This window comes from Pseudonocardia sp. SID8383 (assembly GCF_009864975.1).
Taxonomy (GTDB): domain Bacteria; phylum Actinomycetota; class Actinomycetes; order Mycobacteriales; family Pseudonocardiaceae; genus Pseudonocardia; species Pseudonocardia alni.
In genome coordinates, this window is the sequence record NZ_WWFY01000302.1 from 1 (window position 1) to 3365 (window position 3365).

4 protein-coding genes are annotated in these 3365 nt (G+C 76.6%); all 4 read left to right on the forward strand.

What is annotated here, in order from left to right; all coding sequences use genetic code 11:
* A partial coding sequence (locus GTW08_RS07530) for an MSMEG_0567/sll0787 family protein (RefSeq protein ID WP_161151657.1) occupies window positions 1-1115 on the forward strand: 1115 nt, incomplete at its 5' end.
* On the forward strand, window positions 1112-1978 hold the full coding sequence (locus GTW08_RS07535; protein ID WP_073574376.1) for a carbon-nitrogen hydrolase family protein: 867 nt from the start codon (window positions 1112-1114) through the stop codon (window positions 1976-1978). The genes GTW08_RS07530 and GTW08_RS07535, both read left to right, overlap by 4 nt.
* Window position 1979: 1 nt before the next feature.
* A complete protein-coding gene (locus GTW08_RS07540) occupies window positions 1980-2822 on the forward strand; it encodes a carbon-nitrogen hydrolase family protein (RefSeq protein WP_073574377.1) in 843 nt (280 codons plus the stop codon).
* Between the two features lie 3 nt (window positions 2823-2825).
* On the forward strand, window positions 2826-3365 hold a 540-nt coding region (locus GTW08_RS07545), incomplete at its 3' end, for a glycosyltransferase (protein WP_161151658.1).

Sequence of the window (3365 nt, forward strand, 5' to 3'; positions counted from 1 at the left end):
GCACCGGGGTCCGCGTCGGGGCGGCACTGGTCCGCGCCGCCTGCGCGCGCGCCGAGGCCGCCGGCGTCCTGCGCTTCGACGCCGACGTCCAGGCCGCGGGCGCGGTCCTGTTCGACCGGCTCGGCTGGACCCGGGTCCGCGACTGCGAGGTCGCCGGGGCCCCGCACGTCACGATGCGGTGGCCGGTGACCCGCGTCCAGGACCTCGTCGTCGCCACCAAGGCACCGCTGGGTGCGCTGGTCGGTGGCCTCGGCCCGGCCGGGTTCGTCGGCGACGACGGCGCCCCCGTCCCGGGCACCGACGTCGTGGCCTGCTGCGACGCGATCGTGCCGGCGATGGTCGAGCGCGACCCGGAGTGGGCGGGCTGGGCCGGGGTGCTGGTCAACGTCAACGACCTCGCGGCGATGGGTGCCGCCCCGGTCGGGCTGCTCGACGCCGTCGGCGCCCGGGACGCCTCGTTCGCCCACCGCGTGCTGAGCGGGGTACGCGCTGCGGCCGACGCCTACGGTGTCCCGCTGCTCGGCGGGCACACCCAGCTCGACGTGCCCGCGGCGCTGTCGCTGACCGCGCTCGGACGCACCGACCGTCCCGTCCCTGCCGGTGGCGGCCGCGCCGGGCACCGGGTCCGGCTCACCACCGATCTCGGCGGCGGCTGGCGTCCCGGCTACACCGGACGTCAGTGGGACTCGACGACCTCGCGCACCCGCGCCGAGCTGACCGCGACCGTCGGCGCCATCGGTCCGGACGCACCGCACCGCCCCGCCGCGGCGAAGGACGTGTCGATGGCCGGGCTCGCCGGCACCCTCGGCATGCTCGCCGAGGCCTCCGGCGTCGGCGCCGTCCTCGACGTCGCCGCCGTCCCCCGGCCGGACGGCGCCACCGCGGGCGACTGGTTCACCTGCTTCCCCGGGTTCGGCCTGCTCACCGCGGACGACCCCGGCGCACCCGCCCCCGACGCGGGCCCCGCGGTCTCCGCCGAGTGCGGCGAGCTCGTCCCCGGTGCCGGGGTCCGGCTGCGCTGGCCCGACGGCGAGCAGACCGAGGCCGTCACCGCGGGTGTCACCGGCATGGGCCGCGCCGGCGCCCCCGCCCACCACCCCGAGGAGATTCGATGACGCCCACGACGTTCGGCGCCGCCGCGCAGGGCTTCGTCCGCGACCTCGACGAGGACTTCGCCCGGATCGCCGCCACGATCGACCGGGCCCGCGCGGCCGGGGTGCAGGTGCTCGCGCTGCCCGAGGCGGCGATGGGCGGGTACCTGTCGTCGCTGCACGACGTGCCCGGCACCCCCGCCGACCGCCCGCCGCAGCTGGACCCGGACGGGCCGGAGGTCCGGCGGCTGGTCGCGCTGGCCGGGGACATGGTCGTCGCGGCCGGGTACTGCGAGACCGGGGACGACGCGTCCGGCGGGCGGCCCTACAACTCCTGTGTCGCCGTCACCGGGGACGGGGTGCTCGGCCACCACCGCAAGGTGCACCAGCCGATCAACGAGAACTCCAGCTACGCCGCGGGCGACCGGTTCGCCGCGTTCGACACGCCGTACGGCCGCACCGGCATGATGATCTGCTACGACAAGGCGTTCCCCGAGGCGGCCCGTGCACTGGCCGACGACGGCGCCCGGACCGTGCTGTGCCTGTCCGCGTGGCCGGCGTCGCGGACCAACCGTGCCCCGGTCCTCGCCGAGGACCGGTGGGCCCGTCGCTTCGACCTGCACGACCGTTCCCGGGCACTGGAGAACCAGTTCGTCTGGGTCTCGGCCAACCAGGCCGGTACGTTCGGCGACATGCAGCTGGTGGCGAGCGCCAAGATCGTCGACCCGGGGGGCGAGGTGCTGGCGACGACCGGCAGCGAGGCCGGACTCGCCGTCGCGACCGTCGACGTGGACGCGGAGGTGGACGCGGCCCGCCGCGTGATGGGGCACCTGCGTGACCGCCGTCCGGCGGCCTACGGGCCGGGCCCGGTCCACGCGGGGGTGTGAGGTGCGCGTCGCCGCGGCGGCCGCGAACTTCACCCGCGACGTCGCGTTCGACCTGGAGCGGATCGGTGTGATCGTCGCGCACGCCCGGGAGCAGGGCGTGCGCGTGCTGGTGCTGCCCGACGGCGCGCTCGGCGGCTACGTGCACGACCTGCGCAGCCCCGATCCCGCCGACCCGGACGACGGCGCGGTGCTGCCGCCCGAGCTCGACCCGGACGGCCCCGAGGTGCGCGCGGTCGCCGCGCTCGCCCGGGAGATGGTGGTGTGCGTCGGGTTCTGCGAGGCCGGCCCCGAGCCGGGCGTGCGGTGGAACTCCGCGGTCTGCCTGACCGGGGACGGTGTGCTCGGCAGGCACCGCAAGGTGCACCAGCCCGCGGGTGTCGCCGGGCTGTTCGCCGCCGGGGACGGGTTCACCGCGTTCGACACCCCCGCCGGGCGGATGGGGATGCTCATCGACCACGACAAGACCTTCCCCGAGTCGGCCCGCTCGCTCGCGCTCGACGGCGCACAGCTGCTGGCCTGCCTGTCCGCGTGGCCGACCTCGCTGACCAACCGGGCGCCCCGGATGGCGCAGGACCGCCAGGCCCGGCTGTTCGACCTCTACGACCAGTCCCGCGCCGCCGAGAACCAGGTGCTGCTGATCTCGGCGAACCAGAGCGGGCGCAACGGCTCCCTGCACTTCCTGGGCCGGGCCAAGGTCGTCGGGCCGGGCGGGGACATCCTGGCCCGCACGTGGTCCAAGGGCGGGCTCGCCGTCACCGACGTCGAGCCCGACGAGATGATCGCCTCCGCCCGCGCGGTGCTACACCACCTCAAGGAACGCCGACCCGACCTGTACCGGGGCTGAGCGGTGCGGATACGGCTGTCCACCTACTCCACCAAGCCGCGCGGCGGGGTCGTGCACACCCTCGCGCTGGCCGAGGCACTCGCCGCCGCCGGGCACGAGGTCGCGGTGTTCTCCCTGGCCCGGGGCGGGGACACCGGCTTCTTCCGGGCCGTCGACCCCCGCGTCGCGGTGCATCTGGTCCCGGTTCCGGAGATCGACGGCGAGACGGTCGGCGCCCGCATCCTCCGCTCGATCGACCTGCTGGCCGCCGGGCTGGCCGACGCCCCCGCGGTCGACGTGCGGCACGCCCAGGACTGTCTGTCCGCCAACGCCGAGGGCCGCGCGCACGGCTACGGCTCGCTGCTGCGCACCGTGCACCACCTCGACGAGTTCAGCACCCCCGAGCTGGCCGCCTGCCACGAACGCGCGCTGGTGCACCCGGCCGCGCTGGTGTGCGTCTCCCGCGCCGTCGCCGCGGAGGTGCGCGCCGGCTGGGGCCGGGAGGCGACGGTGATCGGCAACGGCGTCGACGCCGCCCGGTTCGCCCGGGCCGCCGACGCCGGC

Bases quoted from the DNA above. Each gene is read 5' to 3' on its own strand.
- GTW08_RS07535 (WP_073574376.1), top strand. From the start codon at position 1,112: ATGACGCCCACGACGTTCGGCGCCGCCGCGCAGGGCTTCGTCCGCGAC.